Origin of the sequence: Micromonospora mangrovicola (genome assembly GCF_047200535.1) — a bacterium.
Taxonomy (GTDB): Bacteria; Actinomycetota; Actinomycetes; order Mycobacteriales; family Micromonosporaceae; genus Micromonospora.
The window spans coordinates 25,695-41,297 of sequence record NZ_JBJZOG010000039.1 but is presented as its reverse complement, the minus strand read 5'-3'; the positions used below and the strand labels follow the sequence as shown (position 1 = coordinate 41,297).

Annotated in this window: 14 protein-coding genes; 5 read left to right on the top strand and 9 right to left on the bottom strand. The window is 74.6% G+C overall.

The window, feature by feature from the left end; all coding sequences use genetic code 11:
* The first annotated feature begins 52 nt into the window (after positions 1 to 52).
* The gene (locus tag ACL02O_RS17575) at positions 53 to 925 is read left to right on the top strand and encodes an aldo/keto reductase (RefSeq protein WP_412819162.1); all 873 of its coding nucleotides are present in this window, start codon (positions 53 to 55) and stop codon (positions 923 to 925) included.
* 50 nt (positions 926 to 975) lie between these two features.
* Here ACL02O_RS17575 and ACL02O_RS17570 read toward each other — a convergent pair whose 3' ends face one another.
* Positions 976 to 1,782 carry a lipase family alpha/beta hydrolase gene (locus ACL02O_RS17570; protein WP_412819161.1) on the bottom strand — a complete coding sequence of 269 codons (807 nt, stop codon included), beginning with the start codon at positions 1,780 to 1,782 and terminating at the stop codon, positions 976 to 978.
* Between the two features lie 322 nt (positions 1,783 to 2,104).
* On the opposite strand from ACL02O_RS17570, the gene ACL02O_RS17565 reads away from it, so the two are divergent.
* On the top strand, positions 2,105 to 2,638 hold the full coding sequence (locus tag ACL02O_RS17565) for a DUF6817 domain-containing protein (RefSeq protein WP_412819160.1): 534 nt from the start codon (positions 2,105 to 2,107) through the stop codon (positions 2,636 to 2,638).
* Between the two features lie 10 nt (positions 2,639 to 2,648).
* On the opposite strand, the gene ACL02O_RS17560 is transcribed toward ACL02O_RS17565, so the two are convergent.
* The 4 genes from ACL02O_RS17560 to ACL02O_RS17545 form a co-directional block, all read right to left on the bottom strand.
* Positions 2,649 to 3,095: a hypothetical protein gene (locus tag ACL02O_RS17560; RefSeq protein WP_412819159.1), complete on the bottom strand. Its 447-nt coding sequence runs from the start codon at positions 3,093 to 3,095 to the stop codon at positions 2,649 to 2,651.
* A 6-nt stretch (positions 3,096 to 3,101) separates the two neighbouring features.
* Positions 3,102 to 3,365: a DUF6244 family protein gene (locus ACL02O_RS17555; protein ID WP_412819158.1), complete on the bottom strand. Its 264-nt coding sequence runs from the start codon at positions 3,363 to 3,365 to the stop codon at positions 3,102 to 3,104.
* 128 nt (positions 3,366 to 3,493) lie between these two features.
* Complete coding sequence (locus ACL02O_RS17550; protein ID WP_412819157.1) at positions 3,494 to 4,315, bottom strand: hypothetical protein; 822 nt, start codon at positions 4,313 to 4,315, stop codon at positions 3,494 to 3,496.
* A complete protein-coding gene (locus tag ACL02O_RS17545) occupies positions 4,312 to 6,834 on the bottom strand; it encodes an FtsK/SpoIIIE domain-containing protein (RefSeq protein ID WP_412819156.1) in 2,523 nt (840 codons plus the stop codon). Before ACL02O_RS17545 ends, ACL02O_RS17550 begins: the two co-directional genes overlap by 4 nt.
* 191 nt (positions 6,835 to 7,025) lie before the next feature.
* On the opposite strand from ACL02O_RS17545, the gene ACL02O_RS17540 reads away from it, so the two are divergent.
* On the top strand, positions 7,026 to 8,447 hold the full coding sequence (locus tag ACL02O_RS17540) for an alkaline phosphatase PhoX (RefSeq protein ID WP_412819155.1): 1,422 nt from the start codon (positions 7,026 to 7,028) through the stop codon (positions 8,445 to 8,447).
* An 84-nt stretch (positions 8,448 to 8,531) separates the two neighbouring features.
* Here the strand turns inward: ACL02O_RS17540 and ACL02O_RS17535 are convergent, their stop codons facing one another.
* Entirely contained in the window at positions 8,532 to 9,113 is a 582-nt protein-coding gene (locus tag ACL02O_RS17535; RefSeq protein WP_412819154.1) for a TetR/AcrR family transcriptional regulator, read from the bottom strand.
* A 352-nt stretch (positions 9,114 to 9,465) separates the two neighbouring features.
* On the opposite strand from ACL02O_RS17535, the gene ACL02O_RS17530 reads away from it, so the two are divergent.
* Entirely contained in the window at positions 9,466 to 10,929 is a 1,464-nt protein-coding gene (locus tag ACL02O_RS17530; RefSeq protein ID WP_412819153.1) for an MFS transporter, read from the top strand.
* 372 nt (positions 10,930 to 11,301) lie between these two features.
* On the opposite strand, the gene ACL02O_RS17525 is transcribed toward ACL02O_RS17530, so the two are convergent.
* Entirely contained in the window at positions 11,302 to 12,087 is a 786-nt protein-coding gene (locus ACL02O_RS17525) for an SGNH/GDSL hydrolase family protein (RefSeq protein ID WP_412819152.1), read from the bottom strand.
* Between the two features lie 408 nt (positions 12,088 to 12,495).
* Between ACL02O_RS17525 and ACL02O_RS17520 the strand changes: the two genes are divergently transcribed.
* Entirely contained in the window at positions 12,496 to 13,260 is a 765-nt protein-coding gene (locus ACL02O_RS17520) for a M1 family aminopeptidase (RefSeq protein ID WP_412819151.1), read from the top strand.
* A gap of 47 nt (positions 13,261 to 13,307) precedes the next feature.
* On the opposite strand, the gene ACL02O_RS17515 is transcribed toward ACL02O_RS17520, so the two are convergent.
* Both ACL02O_RS17515 and ACL02O_RS17510 read right to left on the bottom strand, forming a co-directional pair.
* A complete protein-coding gene (locus tag ACL02O_RS17515) occupies positions 13,308 to 13,826 on the bottom strand; it encodes a hypothetical protein (RefSeq protein WP_412819150.1) in 519 nt (172 codons plus the stop codon).
* Positions 13,827 to 13,918: 92 nt separating this feature from the next.
* Positions 13,919 to 15,517: an MFS transporter gene (locus tag ACL02O_RS17510; RefSeq protein WP_412819149.1), complete on the bottom strand. Its 1,599-nt coding sequence runs from the start codon at positions 15,515 to 15,517 to the stop codon at positions 13,919 to 13,921.
* Between the last annotated feature and the right edge of the window lie 86 nt (positions 15,518 to 15,603).

The following is a 15,603-nucleotide window of genomic DNA, read 5'->3' as shown; positions in this document are numbered from 1 at the left end:
CTCTCGATCGGTGGCGGGTCCGCCGCCGACGACGACGCACAGGAGGACCGGCATGGCGACCAGTGCCAGCACCCAGCCCGCGAAGGCCTCGGGCACCTACCGGATCGGGGGCGACCTCCAGGTCGACCGGCTCGGCTACGGGGCGATGCAGATCACCGGTCCGGGGGTCTGGGGCGACCCGAAGGATCCGGCGGAGGCGGTCCGGGTGCTGCGCCGGGCGTACGAGCTGGGGGTGACCTTCGTCGACACCGCCGACTCCTACGGGCCCTTTGTCAGCGAGATGCTGATCAAGGAGGCGTTGCACCCGTACGCCGACGACCTGGTCATCGCCACCAAGGCGGGCCTGACCCGGTCCGGCCCGGGCGACTGGCGGCCGGTCGGCCGTCCCGAGTACCTGCGCCAGCAGTGCGAGCTGAGCCTGCGCCACCTCGGCCTGGACTGCATCCCGCTCTACCAGCTGCACCGGATCGACGAGAAGGTGCCGCTGGACGACCAGCTCGGCGAGCTGGCCCTGCTCAAGCAGGAGGGGAAGGTCCGGCACATCGGCCTCTCCGAGGTGACCGTGGAGCAGATCGAGGCGGCCCGGCGGATCACCCCGATCGTCTCGGTGCAGAACCTCTACAACCTGGCCGACCGCAGCGCCGAGGCGGTGCTGGACCACTGCGAGCGCAACGACCTGGGGTTCATCCCGTGGTTCCCGATCGCCACCGGCAACCTGGCCCGGCCGGGCGGCCCGCTGGACGCGATCTCCGCCGAGCACGGCGCGACGCCCGCGCAGCTCGCCCTGGCCTGGCTGTTGCGCCGGTCGCCGGTCATGCTGCCGATCCCGGGTACGTCCTCGGTGGCGCACCTGGAGGAGAACGTGGCCGCCGCCGAGGTGCAGCTCACCGACGACGAGTTCGAGGCGCTCGCCAAGGCCGCCTGACCCGGGCACGCGCGGGACCGCCGACCGACGGGTCGGCGGCCCCGGCGCTGCTACAGGGCGAAGCAGTTGGGGTGGATGGCGGCGTCGGCGAGCGCCTGCCGGACGATGGTGTACGTGGTGCCGTCGAGCACCAGGCCGAGGTGGCCGACGATCCGCAGCGGGCACCATGCCTGCACCAGGACGTTGCTGGCGCCGTCGGCGAGGGCGGCGTTGCCCACCGGGCGGACCAACTCGTCCTGCCAGGTCCGGACGGTGGTCCAGCGGACCGCGCCGGGGGTGTCGTCGCCGCCGTTGAGGTCGGCGAGGAGGCTCGATCCGATGGACATCTGCTGGCAGGCGACGATGCCGGCGCAGCTGCCCAGGCCGAGGAAGTTGACGATGTTGGCGACGTACGTGCCGTACTGCGGGCTGCCGAGGCTGATGTAGTGGTCGACCTTGGCGGCGCCGCCGAGGAACTTCACGTACCAGCGGCTGACCAGGCCGCCCTCGGAGTGGGTGACGAGGTCCACCTTGGCCGCCCCGGTGGCGGCGCGGACCTGGTCCACGTAGGACGACAGGGACCGGGCGGAGTCCCGGATGTCGCCGAAGCCGAGGCCCGGCAGCTGGTAGATCGAGACCCGGTAGCCGTCGGCGCGCAGCCGGGCGGCGATCGGCTCGTACGCGATGGAGATTCCGATCAGGCCACCGACGACGACGACCGGGTTGGCGTCGGCGGCGGCGAGGGGCGCCGCGTCCGCCGTGGTGGCGGCGTCGACGGTGACGGTGGTGGCGCGTTGCGGGACGGCCTGGGCCGCGGTGGCGGGCACGAGCAGGGCGGCTGCGGCCGTGGTGGCGGCCAGGATCATTCGGGACAGCATGGCTGCACCTCCGATGGGAGGCACCCGGGAAAAGCCCGGGAGGGACGGGTGGGGGAATCCGATCGACCGTGGCACCGATGATGCGTGTCCGATTTCACACACGTCAATGAAAAGTTACGCGCTGGTAACCCGTTATCGCGCTGGAAGCGCAAACCGGCGAATCGGATCGCGGTCCGGACGGGACGGACGACGCCCGGGCGTCTCACGCTCACCGGTTGCCTCGGCTCGGCCACCCTGCCGCCGCCTCCGCTCCCGTGAGCTGTGATGAACTGCGCACGCCGAGGGTCGGCCCGTCACGAGTGCCCTGCCCTACGGTCGGGTCATGAGCACTGGCGTTGACCTGCGGGCCTGGCTGCGCGACCGAGGGGCCGAGCACATCGAACATCCCGGCGGCACCCTCTACGCCCACCTGTGTCGCGTGCGGCAACGCCTGGCCGAGCTGGGCCAGCAACCGGACGTCCAGTCAGCAGGTCTGGCGCACGCGGTCTACGGAACCGATGGTTTCGACCTCGCGTTGCTCGACTGGACCGACCGGGGCCGGCTGCGCGAGCTCATCGGGACCGACGCCGAGGCCCTGGTTTACCTGTACGGCGCGTGCGACCGGAAGCGTTCGTGGCCGCGGCTCGCGACAACCGGGGAGGTCCACGACCGGTTCACCGGACGGACCAGGACGGTCGGCCCCGAGCAGCTGACCCCGCTGGTCGATCTGAGCATCGTCAACGAGCTGGACGTCATCGCCCAGCTGCCCGCTCTGCTCGACCGGCATCGGGCCTACTTCAGCGAACTGTTCTCCGCCTGGGCGCCGGTCGCGTCCGCGGCCGTGCGCAGCGAGGTCGAACGCGTCCTCGGCGGGTAGCCGCCCTGCCTCAGCCGCCCGTCCCGACTCTCGTCACCGCCCTGGCCACGGCCGCCAGGATCGGGCCGTCGTGGTACTCCGGGTCGACCAGGACGTCGACCGCGAGGCCCGGCTCGACCAGCCAGAACGCCTCCCCCGCACCGATCAGGCCGGGGCCGTCGGGGTGCGGGAACGCGTCCCACTTCCCGCCGTCGGGCGCCCGCTCGTGGTACTCGCCGAGGAAGTCGCGCAGGGCGGCGAGATCGGCGATCCGGGCACCGCGCAGCACGTGCACCCGCAGGTCGACCCGGTAGCCCTCGTCGACGTGGCGCTCCCAGACCCGGGTGGCGAAGGTGACGTCGTCCCACTCGGTCGCGAAGTCGGTCACCTCCGCGCCCACGCCGGCCGGCAGGTGACCGACGCGGAAGCCGTCCAGCTCACCGCCGCCGACGGCGCCGGACCGGTCGTTGTCGCCCAACCGTGCTCAGCTCCCCAGCGCCTGGACCTTGGCGATCGTCTCCTGCACGTGCTGTCGCGCGGGATCGCCGCCCTGAGCGGCCTGGGCCAGCGCCTGCCGGTAGGCGTCGATCATGCCGAGCAACGGTCCGGCCGCCACGCCCTCCAGCGCGCCGGCCACCAACGCCCGCGCCTCGGCGGCGTCCTGGGCCGCGGCGGCCGTCCTCGCCTTCGCCTCGTCCAGCTTCTGCGCGGCCGCCGCCAGCCTGGCGATGATCTGAGCTGCGCTCACACACCCTCCCCGATGTCGCCTCGCGTCGCCCGACCCGCGCCACCGCACCGGCCACCGAGCAGCCTACGAGATCACCTCGCCGCCGGCGACAACACGACCACCGGGGCCGGGGCGCCCGCGCCCCTCGATCAGCGCAGCAGGCGGAAGGCGACCAGGTAGAGGCAGAACAGGCCGGAGGAGAGCAGGGCGCAGAGGACGAAGCCGAGCGGCACGTACCGCGACGGCGGGTTGCCACCCCCGATCACCGGCTTGCCCCAGCGGGCCAGCACCACCTGTCCGGCCAGGAAGGACAGCAGCGGCACGCCCGCACAGGCGGCCGCGGCCACGAGGTCCAGCCCGGACACCGGGACCGGCGAGCCGACCAGGGTGGCGAGCATCAGCAGCGAGCCGGCCAGCGCGCACGCGGCGTACACCGCGACCGCCCGGCCCAGCGGCGACCAGGTGGGCAGCAGCACGGGCCGGTGGGCGAGGGCCTCGGCCTGCTGGCCGCAGCGGTCGGCCTCGTCGGCGAGCTGCCGGACCGCGGCCAGCTCCGCCGTCGGGTCACCCGCCCGCTGGCCGGGCGCGGCCCCGCCCGGGTATGCCCCGACCCCGGGCGCGGCGGCCGTGCCACCCCCCACCCCCGTCCCGGACCCGGGCGGCGGGTCCGCCGGCGCCGCCGGAGCGGCATCCGACTGCCCGGCCACCGACGGCGGCCCGGTTGCGGCACCGACCGCGGTGGTCGGTGCGCCGACCGCCGTTGCGGTGTCGTCCGGGATCGGGGACACGCCGATGGCCCAGCCGAGCTGGTCGAGCCGCTGCCCCTGGGCGGCCAGCCGCCGGCCGAGCTCGTCGACGGCGGCCTGCAGGGTCCGGCGGCGCTGCGCCTCGGCGGCGACGGCCTGCTCCCCGCCGCGCTGCCGCGCGGCCAGTTCCCGGGCCACGGCCGCGTACTCCTCGAATCCGGTCACTGGTCGTCTCCGTCGGCCACGAAGGGCGCCATCAGCACGGTCCGCTGGTCGTGCCGGTCGACCAGCAGGGCCCGGCCGTCGCGGGGGGTGTAGCTGAGATCATGCGCGTTCAGGTGCAGGCCGAGGTCGGCGCCGGGCACGTTCAGCACGACCAGGCAGGCCACGTCGTCGCGGTGCTGCGTCCCGCCGAGGTCCTCACCGAGCCGGCGCAGCCCGCGCCACCAGCCGAGCAGGTGCACACCGTGCGCCGGGCCCTCCCGCAGCACGGCCCGCAGGTCGTCGTGTCCGGAGCGGAACGTCGCCGGGTCGGCGGCGGCCAGCGCGCCGGCCGCCGCGTCCATCCCGAACACCACCAGGTAGATCCGACCGCCGGGCCGGTCGGACCCGCCGGCCGCCTCGGCGAGGTGCGTGCGCAGCTCCGTCGCGTCGAGGCGGCGGACCGGGTGCCGGGCGGCGGCGAGGGTCATCGCCAGGTCGTCGGCGAGCACGGTGGTGCCCGGCGCGAGGGGGGCGAGCAGGAAGCGGGCCGTGCCGGGGGTGTGCTGCCGGGCCAGGCTCAGCGCGGCCGACCGGAGCACGTCCGCCCCGGCGGCGGCGGTACCGACCACGGCCAGGTGCCGGCCGGGAGCGGCGTCGAGGCGGAACGCGGCAGTGCTGCCGGACACGTCGACGGTGCGGCCCACCAGCGCGAGCGGCGGCTCGGCGCCGGGTCGCAGCCCGGCCCAGGTGAGGTCGTCGGCCAGCCGGGGCGTCTCGTACCCGCGGAAGACGGTCGGTGGCGGCGAGCCCGCCGGCCGGGCCTGGAACAGCTCGTGCCGCAGGGTGGCCAGGTCGGCCGTCGCGGCGTGCGCGTCGGGGAAGTGGACCACGGTGTCCGCGCCGGCCGCGCCGCCGGCGGTGTTCAGCACGGCCGTACCCACGGCCAGCGTCCTGGCGGCGTCGCCGGGCGCGTCCAGCACCGCCGCGCCGCCGGGCAGCGCGATCCGCAGCGGGAACTGGCCGAAGATGGCCTCGGCCCGGCCGTAGAGGGCCGCCACACCGGTGGTGCTCTGGCTGGCCAGCACCAGGTGCAGGCCGTACGAGCGACCCTTGCGGGCCAGCTCCTCCAACAGGTCGACGGCCTGCCGGGCGAGCGCGTCGTTGCCGGCGAAGAGCACGTGGAACTCGTCGACCACGGTGACGGTCCGGGGTGGCCGGACGTTCGGCGGCAGGTCGGCGAGCTTCGTGACGCCGTGCCGTTTCAGCAGGTCGGCGCGGCGGGTCAGCTCGTCGCGCAGCTCGCGCAGCACCGCGACACCGTACTCGCGGTCGGACTCGATGCCGACCGCCAGGGCGTGCGGCAGCCAGGACGGGTCGCGCTCGGTGGGGACGAACTCGGTGAAGCTGACCCCCTCCTTGAAGTCGAGCAGGAGCAGCTGCAGCTCGCTGGGGGCGTACCGGGCGGCCAGGCCGTAGAGCACGTCGAGCAGGAGGACCGTCTTGCCGGCGCCGGTGCGCCCGCCGACCAGCCAGTGCGGGGTGGCGTCGTCGAAGGCGACCGTGACCGGTTGTCGCCCGCCCCGGCCCAGCACGGTGCGCAGCCCCGTCTCGGACGACTCGGCCCAGCGCCGGTCCGGGAGCAGCTCGGCGAAGGTGACCGCCTCGGCCCGGCGGGTGGCCCCGGCGAGCCGGCGGGCCAGCCCGGTGACCGTGGCGTGCGACGGGTCGCCGTCCAGCACCACCGGGGCCGCCAGTCCACTGCCGTCCCCGCTGTACGGCCGCCCGGGCGGGTCGCCGATCAGCGCGTACCGCCCACCGAGCCGGAGCCGGGTGGTGGCGCCGAGCGGCGGCGGCGCCTCGCCCGGGCCGGCCGCCGGGTAGCCGGCCAGCAGCACGCAGACCGCGGCGGCCGGGCCGGCGTGGGTCAGCGCGGCCAGCCGGGCCAGCTCGCGGGGCGCCGGGGTGGACGCCGCGACGAGCAGCAGCAACTCCTGGTCGTCCCCGCCGGTGTGCTGGGCGGCCCGGGCGTGCCGTTCCGCCTCGTCCAGCAGGGCGGCCACCTCGGCGGCGGTGGTGGCGGTGGGGGCGAGCACGCCGGCGTCGAGCAGCGGGCGCAGCGGCAGGAAGGCGGCGCCGAAGGCGGCCGGGTCGATGCCGGCGACCCGGACCGTGCCCGGCGGGGCGGCGGCCAGCAACTGGGTCACCACGGCGCGCAGCAGCTCACCGACCCGGGGATCGCGCGCGTCGGCGTCGACCACGAGGTGGGTGCCGCCGGCCAGCGGGACCAGCGCCGGGAAGCCACCGTCGAAGGTGGTCGCCTCGCCGACCCGTACCGGGACGGGGGTGGTGGCGGGACGGGCGGTGCCGGGCGCGGGAGTGGCCAGCGCGGCCCCGAGGCGGGCCAGCCGGGCGACCAGCTCCGGGCTGCCGGGGGCGACCGGCTCGGCGGCCGCGAGGGACCGGCGCACGGCCTCCCAGCGCCGCAGCGCCTGCCGGTGCACGGCCAGCGCCTGCCCGTACGCCGTCGCGAGCCTGCCCACCGTCCGCCCTCCGACGCCGCCGCGGTCCCCGATCGAGGGAACCCTAACGGACGCGCGCCGACCCGGCACAGTACGCGGGCGCACCCGACGTTGACCCACTGTTCACCCGGCCGCAGTCGTTTTCACCGCCCGCCGTTCCCCCGGCCCGACTTGCCTGCTCGCCATAGGCAAGTGAACAGGAAGGCGACGACGTGACCTCCTCCCCCATCTCCCGCCGCTCGCTGCTGCGCACCGGCGCGGCCGGCGGCCTCGGCATCGTGGTGGCCGGCAGCCTGGAAGCGATCGCGGGGCCGGCGGCGGCCCGGGCGGCCTGCCGCCCCGCGGTCGGCTACGGCGAACTCGTCCCGGATCCGGCCGGCCTGCTGGCCCTGCCGCCCGGCTTCTCGTACACCATCGTGGCCCAGGCCGGCGAGACCCTGCTGGAGTCCGGCCAGCCGACCCCGAGCGACGCCGACGGCACCGGCTGCTTCCGCGGCCCGAACGGGTCCGTACTGGTCAACAACCACGAGATCGGTGGCGGTGAGCCGTACGGGGTGCCGGCGCTGGCGGGGCTGACCTACGACCCGGGTGCCCGGGGCGGCACCACCACCATCGAGGTGGACGGGCAGGGCCGGCGGCTGCGCGAGTACGTCAGCGTGGCCGGCACCCACAACAACTGCGCCGGCGGCATCACCCCGTGGGGCACCTGGCTGACCTGCGAGGAGACCGAGCAGAAGGCGGGCGGGCAGTACCTGAAGGACCACGGGTACGTGTTCGAGGTGGACCCGCACGACCGGGCCGCCAACCAGAACCCGGTGCCGCTGAAGTTCCTCGGCCGCTACGCGCACGAGGCGGTGGCGGTGGACCCGTACACCCACTCGATCTACCTGACCGAGGACGCGAGCGGCCCGCACGGGCTGTACTTCCGGTGGACGCCGCCGTCCGGCTTCGGGGGCGGCAAGGGCACGCTGCGCGCCCTCGCCGAGCGCCCCGACGGGGACACCGCGGGCCGCCTCCAGGCGATGCGGTGCCTGCGCGGCAGCCAGCACGTCGCCGACCTGTCCGAGGCCACCACCCCGGGCACCCGGTACAAGGTGGAGTGGGTGGACGTGCCGGACCGGGACGCGAAGACCGTGTCGGTGCGCAAGCAGTTCACCGACGAGCAGGTGACCCGCAGCCGCAAGCTGGAGGGCGCCTGGTGGGGCGACGGCGGCGCGTACTTCGTGGCCAGCTTCGCGCGGCACGACGACGGCAGCGTCAACGAGCACGACGGCCAGGTCTGGTTCTACGACCCGCGCACCGAGACGGTCACCCTGAAGACCATCTTCGGGGTGAACGCCGACCCGGAGGCGGACAACGGCAACTTCGACGGGCCGGACAACATCACCGTGTCGCCGTACGGCGGGGTGATCCTGGCCGAGGACGGCGAGGGCGTGTCGCACCTGGTCGGGGTGACCGAGCAGGGCAAGGCGTACCCGCTGGCCCGCAACGAGCTGAACGACAGCGAGTTCACCGGGCCGACGTTCAGCGCGGACGGGACGATCCTGTTCGCCAACATCCAGACCCCGGGCTACGTCTTCGCGATCACCGGCCCGTGGGGCCGGCCGAGCAACGCGGACGTCGCGGCGTCCTGAGTGGTCCGGGCGGCCGGCGGTCTCCCCGTGGGGAGCCGCCGGCCGTTCGTCTTTTCGGGGCGGGACGGCGCGCCCCGCGCGAGGTCAGCCGTGCGCGGCCGGCGAGCGCAGGCCGTCCAGGGCGATGGCCAGCACCCGGTCGCGCTGGGCCGGATCGGGGAACTGGTACGCCGTCACCCCGCTGATCAGCCGCACCACGTCGTCGAAGCCGGCGTCCGGCCGGGCCACCCCGGCGTCCTGGGCGCGCCGCAGCAACGGCTCGCCGGCGGCGTAGATCTCGGTGCGGCAGCTGCGGAACACCTCGGAATCGTGCACCAACTCCTCGGCGAGGGCCCGCTTGGTGGCGACGTACGCGACGAACCGGTTCAGCCAGCCGACCAGGGCGTCCCACGGCGGCAGGTCCACCAGGCCGGCGGCGGACCGGCTGAGCGCGCGCACCTCCTCGACGTAGACCGCCTCGAACAGGTCGCGCCGCTTGGGGAAGTTCCGGTAGAGGGTCCCGATGCCGACCCCGGCCCGCCGGGCGATCTCCTCCAGCGAGGCGCCCGCGCCGCACTCCCCGAACACCTCTCGGGCGGCGGCGATCAGCGCGTCGTAGTTGCGCTGGGCGTCGGCCCGTTTCGGGCGCCGTGCGAAGACCTTCCCCAGCTGGTCGTCGCTGGCCATGACGGGCGTCACTCCTCTCGCCTTGCAAGCGGAGGCACCCCTCCGCTACGTTAGTGGAGGCACCCCTCCGGAACCGACCGGAGCCATGCCTCCGGATAGCTTACCCCGGATCGCCGCCGATCCCACCTGCGCGATCGGCAGCTCGGACACCGGACCCAGGAGGTCCCACCATGCCCGCAGCCCGCTGACCAACCGGCAGCCCACCCGCCTCGACCGGCGCGGGGTTCGCCCCGGCCGCGTCCGCGCGCCAACCGTCGCCCGATCCGCGCGGGCGACCCCCGCCAGTCACTCCGGCCGCACATTCACCGTCGGCCTTGACAGACCCTTTCGTACCCGAACGGGAGTTTTCTCCGTGATCGAAACCGTCCGGCGCGACTCGCGCCGGTTGACCTTCCTCGTCCTCGCGGCCGGTGCCGGCTTCTTCGCGATGCTCCAGTCGCTGATCACCCCGGTGCTGCCCACCATCCAGCACGACCTGCACACCTCCCAGAACACCGTGACCTGGGTGCTGACCGCCTACCTGCTCTCCGCGTCGATCTTCACGCCGGTCCTCGGCCGGATCGGCGACATGGTCGGCAAGGAGCGGATGCTGATCGTCTCCCTCGGCGCGCTCGCGCTGGGCTGCCTGCTGGCGGCCGTCGCGCCCAACATCGGCGTGCTCATCGTCGCCCGGGTCGTCCAGGGCGTCGGCGGCGCGGTCTTTCCGCTCTCGTTCGGCATCATCCGGGACGAGTTCCCCGCCGCACGGGTGAGCTCGGCGGTCGCGGCGATCTCGGCGATCGTCGCCGCCGGCGGCGGCCTCGGCGTCGTGCTCGCCGGCCCGATCGTGGCCACCCTGGGCTACCGCTGGCTGTTCTGGATTCCGATGGTCGTCGTCGGGCTCACCGCGCTCGCGGCGCACCTGTTCGTGCCGGAGTCGCCGGTCCGCACGCCGGGCCGGGTCAACTGGGCGGCGACGCTGCTGCTCTCCGGCTGGCTGGTGGCGCTGCTGCTGCCGGTCAGCAAGGGCGCCGCGTGGGGCTGGAGCTCCGGCCGGGTGACCGGCCTGCTGGTGCTCGCCGGCGTGCTGCTGGTCGCCTGGCTGGTGGCCGAGACCCGCTCGGCGAACCCGCTGATCGACATGCGGATGATGCGCCTGCCGGCCGTCTGGACGACGAACCTGGTCGCCCTGCTCTACGGCGCCTCGATGTTCGCCGTCTACGCCTTCCTGCCGCAGTTCGTGCAGATCCCGCGCAGCGCCGGGTACGGCTTCGGCGCGAGCATCACGCAGGCCGGCCTGCTGATGCTGCCGATGCTGGTCGCCATGTTCGTGGCCGGGATCGTCGCCGGCCGGCTGGCGGCCCGGTTCAGCGCCAAGGCGCAACTGGCCACCGGCGCCGTGTTCAACGTGCTCGCCGCCGCGATGCTGACCGGCGCGCACGACACCCGCTGGGAGATCGGCGTGGCCGGCGCGCTGGTCGGGCTGGGCATCGGCCTGGCGTTCGCCTCGATGGCAAACCTGATCGTGGCCAACGTGCCGGCCCACCAGACCGGCGTGGCGACCGGCATGAACGCCAACATCCGCACCATCGGCGGCGCGATCGGCGCCGCGGTCGCCAGCAGCGTGATCACCGCTCACCCACAGGCCGGCGGGCTGCCCCGGGAGGCCGGCTTCACCATGGGCTTCCTGCTGCTCACCGGCATCTCGGTGGCCGCCGCGCTGGCCGCCCTGGCCGTGCCCTCCGGCCGGCGGGCGGTACGCGGACCGCGTGGTCCGCTGCCGAGCCGGGGCGCCGCGCCGGAGCCGGCCGCTGAACTCGCGACGGCGGGACGCTGAGCCACGGCGGCCGGCGGCCCGGGTCCACCCGGCGGCGGCCATCGACGGCACCACGGCGCACCCGGCGGCCGGCGGTCCATCCCGGACCGCCGGCCGTCGGGCCGTCAGCCGGGGCGGCAGCCCGGGTCCGGGCCGCCGTCGGCACCGCGCGGCGCAGCAGCCAGAGCAGCAGCTGCAAGGCGGGGCAGGCGGGCGAACAGGGCGAGGCTGCCCGCCGGGAGTCGCTCGCACCCCGGGTGGGGCCGCGGCCGGGTCACCGGTTCGCGCATGGTCACCTCCGCGTCACTCCAGGTATCGCGCCATTGTCGACGCCCGGCGCAACGCCGCGGGCGGCCGACGGCCCGCGGTGGGACCGTCGGCCGCCGGTCCGGGTCAGCCGATGGCGGCGGTCAACGCGGCCAGGTAGCCGCGGCGGTAGCCGTCGGCGTCCGGGTGGTACGCCTCGATCAACCCGCTGACGTCGTGGATCCACGGGTCGGCGGCGCAGACGCCGTGGCCGGCGAAGAAGGGCCGGGCGTCGACGTAGGTGGCGCCGGCCGCGCCGGCCCGACCGGCGATGACGCTGTCCAGCACGTCCGCGGCCTGGTTGAGGATGGTCCGCTTGTAGCTGCTCATCGCGAGCAGCCCGCACCAGCCGGTCTCGAACAGCCGCGGGTAGCCGAGCACCACCAGCCGGGCGTCGGGGGCCCGGTTCCGGATCGCGGCGTACGTGGCGTCGAGCCGTCCGGGCAGCGCGCCGGTGGCGAAGGCCTTGGCGCCGTTCACCGCGTTCTCACAGTCCGAGGTGCTGCCGAAGCGGCAGCTGGTCATGACGTCGGCGAAGCCGGCGTCGTTGCCACCGATGGTGATGGTGACCAGGGTGGTGCTGGCGCTCAGGGCGCCGACCTGGCCGTTGATGACGTCGGCGGTGACCGCGCCGCCGCAGGCGGGGAAGCGGAAGCTGGCGACCGAGTGGGCCGTGGCCCAGAGCGGGGCGTACGACTTCTCGCTGCGCAGGCAGGTGGAGAAGTCGTACGGGCCGGCGCCGACGCCGGAGGAGTAGGAGTCGCCGAGGGCGACGTAGTTGACGGTGGCCGCCTGGGCGACACCGGGGACGGCGACGGCGCCGAGGACGGCCGCGAGCAACGCGGTCAGCACGGTGCGGACGCGACGGGACATGGCAGGACCTCCACGAGGCAGGTGGTGGTGGAGCCCGTGGTCCGCGCGCGTGGCCAGGGGGTGGGTGGCTTGTTACTAGGCGGTAATGCTATCGAAATATTTCCACGAACTGAATAGCCGGAGCCCTCGGAACGGGGCAGATGCGTTCACAGCCATCGATTAGTTTGGCGGTGCGTACACCCTTGATGGAGGGAGTCCACCCCGTGCGACACCTTCGACATCTCGGTCTCCGTGCCCACCGGCGTCGAGGTGATCAGCAACGGGGTGCAGCCGCGCGCCCCGCGCCCTGAGGCCGGCAACCGCACCCGGTGGAGCTGACGCAGCACCAAGCCGGGCGCCACCTACCAGGCGTTCATCGCCATCGGTCAGTACGACATCGTCACCGACACCGCACCGAACGGCCAGCCGGTGGTCAACGCGTACAGCACCACCCTCGGCGACCGGGGCGGGGCGGCGCGGGCCAGCATCGAACGGACCGCCGAGGTCGTCGACTGGTGCAGCGGCGTGTTCGGGCCGTACCCGTTCGAGGCGCAGGGCGGGGTGGCCGGCCCGATCGACGGCATCGGCTTCGCCCTGGAGACGCAGACCCGCCCGGTGTACGGGCCCGGCTTCTGGCGGCGCGGGTCCAACCCGTACGTGGTGGTGCACGAGAACACGCACCAGTGGTTCGGCGACTCGGTCTCGGTGGCGGACTGGAGCCAGATCTGGCTGAACGAGGGCTTCGCCTCGTACGCCGAGTGGCTCTGGTCGGAGGAGCAGGGCGAAGGCAGCGCCCAGGAACTCTTCGACCTCACCTACGGCTACTATCCGGCCGACGCGGACTTCTGGCAGGTCCTTCCCGGTGACCCGGGCGCCGGCGACATCTTCCACGACGCGGTCTACGACCGGGGCGCGATGGCCCTGCACCAGCTCCGGCTGGCCGTCGGCGACGACGCGTTCTTCCGGATCCTGCCGGCCTGGACGGCCGAGCACGCCTACGGCAACGGCAGCATCGCCCAGTTCCAGGCGCTCGCCGAGCGAATCTCCGGCCAGGACCTGGACGAGCTCTTCACCACCTGGCTGTTCACCGCCGGGCGTCCCGAGCCGACCGCCGCCACGCGCACCGCCCTGGCGCCCGCGCAGCCGAGGTCGTGGGCGGGGATCCGGGCGGCGCACCAGTTGCTGGACCGCTGACCGGCGCCGGCCGGTGCCCCTCCACCAGCGGAGAGGCCCCGGCCGGGTCAGCCGGCGGCCGGCACCGGCATCGCCGTCGACGCCCGCGCCGCCTCGATTGCCCGGATGTGCCGGTAGGCGAACCAGAGCGGCGGGAACGCGCCGACGGCGAAGGAGAGGTCGACCAGCGTCCAGAACCAGGGAATGTCCCGCACCGGGCCGCAGATCAGCGCCAGCGGCACGATGCCGGCGCAGGCGATCATCCCGAGCTGGACCACCCAGACGTTGCGCACCGGGTCGCGCAACGGCCCCCAGAACGCCACCGCCAGCACCAGGTGGGCGAAGGCCAGCCAGTCGGTGCCGTACAGCATGAACGGATAGCGGTCGCCGGTCTCGACGAGTCCGGTGTGGACCCGGGCGATCCAGTCCACCAGCGCCGGGAACTGGCCGGCGAGCGGATCGAGCGCCCGCAACAGCCACCGCACCTCGATCTCCAGCGGGAACGCGGTCACCCCGCTGAGGAACAGCCCCACCACCACGACCCACAGCCAGCGGCGGATCCGCCGCAGGCGCTCCTCGACGTCCATACCCGCAGCGTAGTGATGATCTTCGCGCCGCTCGGCCCCACCGGCCTTGACGTCGCTCACCCACGGGCGGCCCGGCCGACTGCCGGCGACGGTCAGGCGCGGGGGCAGCCGTCCCGGTGAGCGGCGACCGGCCGGGGGGCACCGGTCAGCCGGGACCGACGGCGGGACCGGCGGGGCGCGCAGGCGGCGCAGTCCTGCCCCGCGCGGGCGGCCCGGCTCGACCGGAGCCGACCGGCGCCGGGACCCGCCGTGCCCGCGGGCCCGCCGGCCAGGACCGCCGGGAACGCACCCGACAGGGCACCCGGAGCGGCACCGGCCACCGCCGGGGACAGGGCGGGGCGGGGCAGCGACGCGTGGCGCGCGGCGCCGAGCCCCACGTCCGCCGGCCGTACGACGCGGGCGGCCGTGGCGGCGACCCGGCGGACCGGCAGCACGGCGCGACCGGCCAGCACCCGGGTGAGCCGGCGACGCAGCCGGCGCTCACGCAGCCGGTCCAGGGTCACCCCGGCCACGGCGGTGGCCAGCGCGGCGACCGTGCCGGCCAGCACCAGCGTCTGCCGGGGGCCGACGTGCTCGGAGAGCCAGCCGAGCAGCGGCGCGCCGACGGCGGCGGAGACCGAGCCGGTGACCGCGATCGCGGCCAGCACCCGGCCCCGCAACGCGTAGTCGGTGTCGAGCTGGGCCCGGGTGCCGACCGTGGTGTCGATCACGACCGCGGCGGCCGCCACGGGCAGGATCACCGCGGCGAAGCTCAGCGTTCCCGGGGCCAGGCCGGCGACGACCTGCAGGCTGCTGGCCAGCAGACCGGCACCCACCAGCACCCCGTAGCCCAACTCCCGGCGGCGGGCCGCGGCCAGCGCGCCGACCACCGTGCCGACGGCGAAGACCGTGGACAGGAAGCCGTAGCCGGAGGCGCCGCCGTGCAGCGGGCCCTCGCTCATCGCCGCCATGGTCACCTGGTAGTTGCGGCCCAGGCTGCCCAGCACGAACGACAACGCCAGGGCGACCAGTACCACCGGCTGACGCAGCAGGTAGCGGAAGCCGGCCCGGATGCCGCCGTCCGCCGGGGCCGGATCGGCCGACGCCGCCCCGCCGGCGTGCCGCTCCCCCTCGCGTACGGCGAACAGGGCGGCGACCACGGCGACGAAGCTGGCGGCGTTGGTCGCGAAGAGCAGGGCCGGGCCGACCGCGGCGACCACGACGGCGCCCAGGCTCATGCCGAGGATGCGGCCGGCCGAGTTGGTGAGCGAGCCCAGCGCCAGGGCATTGCCGAGGCTCTCCCGGTCCACCAGGGTCGAGGACCAGCGGCCCATGACCGGACCCTCGATCGCCGAGACCGCCCCGGTGACCAGGGAGATCGCGTAGATCGCCGGCAGCCCGCCGACGCCGGTGACGGCAACCGCCGCCAGGCCGGCCGCCAGGGCCGCGTGAGCCGCCTGGGCGACGATCAGCAGCGGCTTGGCCGGCAACCGGTCGGCCAGCGCGCCACCCCAGACGCTGAGCACCAGGGTGGGCAGCGCCTGGAGCAGGACGGTGAGCCCCATCGAGGTCGCCGAGCCGGTTTCGGACATGACGTACCAGTTGACCCCGAGTACCTGCATCCAGGTCCCGATGACCGATACGAAGCCGGCCCCGGCCCAGATCCGGTAGTTCCGGTGGCGTAGCGCGGCGAACGTGGCGCCGAGAGCCACGACAACCTCCCCGTCCAGACGGTGACACGACGAAGCCGGACCCGCGGTCCGGCCAGCGGCCAAGTCTGACGACACGCAAACCTCAT

Bases quoted from the DNA above. Each gene is read 5' to 3' on its own strand.
- ACL02O_RS17575 (WP_412819162.1), top strand. From the start codon at position 53: ATGGCGACCAGTGCCAGCACCCAGCCCGCGAAGGCCTCGGGCACCTAC.
- ACL02O_RS17570 (WP_412819161.1), bottom strand. From the start codon at position 1,782: ATGCTGTCCCGAATGATCCTGGCCGCCACCACGGCCGCAGCCGCCCTG.
- ACL02O_RS17565 (WP_412819160.1), top strand. From the start codon at position 2,105: ATGAGCACTGGCGTTGACCTGCGGGCCTGGCTGCGCGACCGAGGGGCC.
- ACL02O_RS17535 (WP_412819154.1), bottom strand. From the start codon at position 9,113: ATGGCCAGCGACGACCAGCTGGGGAAGGTCTTCGCACGGCGCCCGAAA.
- ACL02O_RS17525 (WP_412819152.1), bottom strand. From the start codon at position 12,087: ATGTCCCGTCGCGTCCGCACCGTGCTGACCGCGTTGCTCGCGGCCGTC.
- ACL02O_RS17515 (WP_412819150.1), bottom strand. From the start codon at position 13,826: ATGGACGTCGAGGAGCGCCTGCGGCGGATCCGCCGCTGGCTGTGGGTC.